2 protein-coding genes are annotated in these 2,872 nt (G+C 43.6%); both read left to right on the forward strand.

All coding sequences use genetic code 11. From position 1 onward, the window contains the following. Positions 1 to 2,652 (forward strand): phage tail protein (locus ACJ28U_RS00100; protein WP_407617992.1); only part of this gene is annotated, 2,652 nt, incomplete at its 5' end. Between the two features lie 15 nt (positions 2,653 to 2,667). Next, positions 2,668 to 2,829 (forward strand): hypothetical protein, encoded by a 162-nt coding sequence (locus tag ACJ28U_RS00105; RefSeq protein WP_407617993.1) that lies wholly within the window; start codon positions 2,668 to 2,670, stop codon positions 2,827 to 2,829. The last annotated feature ends 43 nt before the right edge of the window (positions 2,830 to 2,872 follow it).

Consider the following 2,872-nt stretch of genomic DNA (forward strand, 5'->3'; position numbering starts at 1 on the left):
GAGTTCTTTTTCAAGATGAGTAAGTCGGTTGCTTACGGCACTCTCAAAGATGGTTCACACACGGCTAAAGAATACTTAGATTTTGTATTCAATGGTTCAGGGTATTCATACACGTTGTTGTCACAAGTTGATGCTTGGGAGAAACAAAGCTTCGGTGATAAGAACAGGCTGGCGCTGTTTAATGACTTGATAAGCGACATGGAAATGGAGTTTTCAATTGCTGATTCTGGTCGCATTATGATTACGTCAGAAATAGGGCAGGATTTATCAACAATCGTGCGAAAAGGGTTCAATTTGCAAGAGTTGAATTTGGAGTACAATGTTTCTGATTTCGTCACCTATGCCAAAGGGTTTGGTGCTTTGATTGATAAAGATGATGAGAGTAAGGGGCGTTATGAAGCCGAGTATACAAGCCCGCTTGCGTCGGTTTACGGCAAACTTGAAGCTGATCCAATTACTGACGAACGTTTTACCAAGACGGCATCATTGCAGGCTGCACTCAAAAAAGCAGTAGATAGTTCCTACTCAATTTCGGTTGGTATTTCGTTAGAAGAATTGCAGAGTGCCGGCTATGATTACGACTCACCGGTACCAGGTGATTATATCCTGGCAGTTGATGAGCAATTAGATTTCAACCAGCGTATTCGTATTATCAGCGTTGAAGAACAGTACAACATCTATGGTGAACGTATTAGTTCAAGTGTTGAAGCTGGGTCACTTAGTGCAACAAAGCAAAAGCTAGATGGTTCTGAGTCGAACTTAGTTGATTTAGCGTTGAGCCATGCCACAGAACAGGCCGATAACGCGGTCAATACTGCCAACGGTAAGAACACTAGTTACCATGGTCCAAACCAGCCACAGAACCCACGAGAAGGGGATATGTGGTGGTATGACAATGGATCGGGTACGTCATTCATGAAGCAGTATATCAATGGTGAGTGGGTGATATTGGTCGATAGTAACACGAAGCAGAATATCGAAAAAGCTGTTGATAGTGCGATTGAGACCTCTAATACTTACACCGATGAACTTAACGAAAAGCAGGCTAAGTTAACTAGTGATCTGAACGATAAAGTCATCAACGGAGAAGCAGTATTAAAGCAAGAAATTGCCGATAGAGAATCCGGCGATAGTGTTACCTTGCAAGCGGGTAAGGACTTCGTAACGAGTACCATTAAAAGTTATGACACGGATATGCAGAGCCAAATTTCCCAAGTAAGCAATGGCATTATGGCGTCAGTTAGTTCAACCAATTTAATTGTGGATTCTTCATTCGTTAATGCTTTGGCCAATTGGATGGTGGCAGGTGATGTATCATGGCAGATTGATACGGGTACCATGTATGAAGGTGTTAGGGTTGCTACCTTTAATAGTGGAGACGTTGTTTTTGACCGAAAAACTGCCACATTGTCAAGCGCACCAATCTACACGATGAACTTGGGTGGGACTCGGTTTTATGCCAGTTTTGATTTGTACGCCAAGTCCTTTGGTGCAAGTGCGTATTTCAAAGCTGAGATTGTTCAGAAGGATAGCTCCGGTTCAACTACCAAGTCGACACCGATCGGTGGATCGTTCGATACCGGTATGTCGGGCTGGAACAATTACACGTCTGATATCACACTTGATTCGAGAACGACATCACTGTATCTGCAATTCACGCAGTACGGTGGCGGTCGGGTATATGTATCACGGCCTTACCTCGGGTCAACTAAGTTACCAACCGGTGCTTACATGCCTGGGACAAGCAACGACAATGCGTCAACCTTGAAGCTGTTTAACGACTACTTTGCGTTTGGTATTCAATCCAATACAGGGGCTTTGATTGCTGGTATTAACGGGGACTCATCTGGTGTAAACATCGTAGGTGAGAAAATCACGATTACTGGTGATACCACCTTTATTGGGAAGAATTTCATGGACGGTGCGCTGATTAAGAACGCCTCAATTGGGGAAGCACAAATTGCAGACGTTTCAATCACCAACGCTAAAATTGCCAGCCTTGATGTGAACAAGATCTCCGGTAACGTGTCGAACTTTATCCAATCCAACTGGAACGGTAAGTACGGCTCAACCACGATAACTTCCGATGGTATGGCAGTTATCACGAAGGACGCTATTACACAATTCATTGATTCAGGTATGTTGCTCAAAAAGACAGGCCAGCAGGTCGGGGGTATCGGTGTTCAAGGTATGGTTGGAAAGCCAGCTAATTATCAAGGTCTGACATTTTGGCTTGATGGTGGCGCTGAGTATATGGCTTGGGCAGCCCGTGATACAGGTGACTATTCTATGAACCCAGTTAATAAGCTTTCATGGTTTCGTACGACTTCAACGCCTGCAGGGGCGTACCCCGGATTCAATTTTGATGACGATGTGTACTTCGACCAAGGTATTAACGTACCTGGAATTGCCAAGGCAAAACTTGGTTTTACAACCAAAACGTTTAATGGGTTCAACTACCCATACTTTGGAGACAGTCGAATGCAAGCCGGTCTGGCCTACGGTTCAGGTGAAACATACCTGATTTCCGGAAACAATTATTATCTTTTAAGCAAGGTTATTAAGGCCTTAAGCGGTTTAGGCGCTGTCAAAATACCATCTGCCATCAACTCAGACGGAACCGTTAAAACTTGGTTCAACGTCACTTTATAAGATAGGAGAACAAACATGGAACAATCACAACAACAAACTTTGCAAAATCTTGGGTTCGAAATTGCTAACAAGGCAATTGAAAATGCACAGCTTCGGGCACAATTGAGCACTTTGCAATCAGAGAACGAACAATTGAAGTCACGCATTGACGAGCTTGGCAACAAGGAGAATAAGTAATGGCACAAATTGATAAGACAACGCAATTTGACCAACGGTTATC

It is taken from the genome of Weissella sp. MSCH1 (assembly GCF_045799135.1).
Classification (GTDB): Bacteria; Bacillota; Bacilli; order Lactobacillales; family Lactobacillaceae; genus Weissella.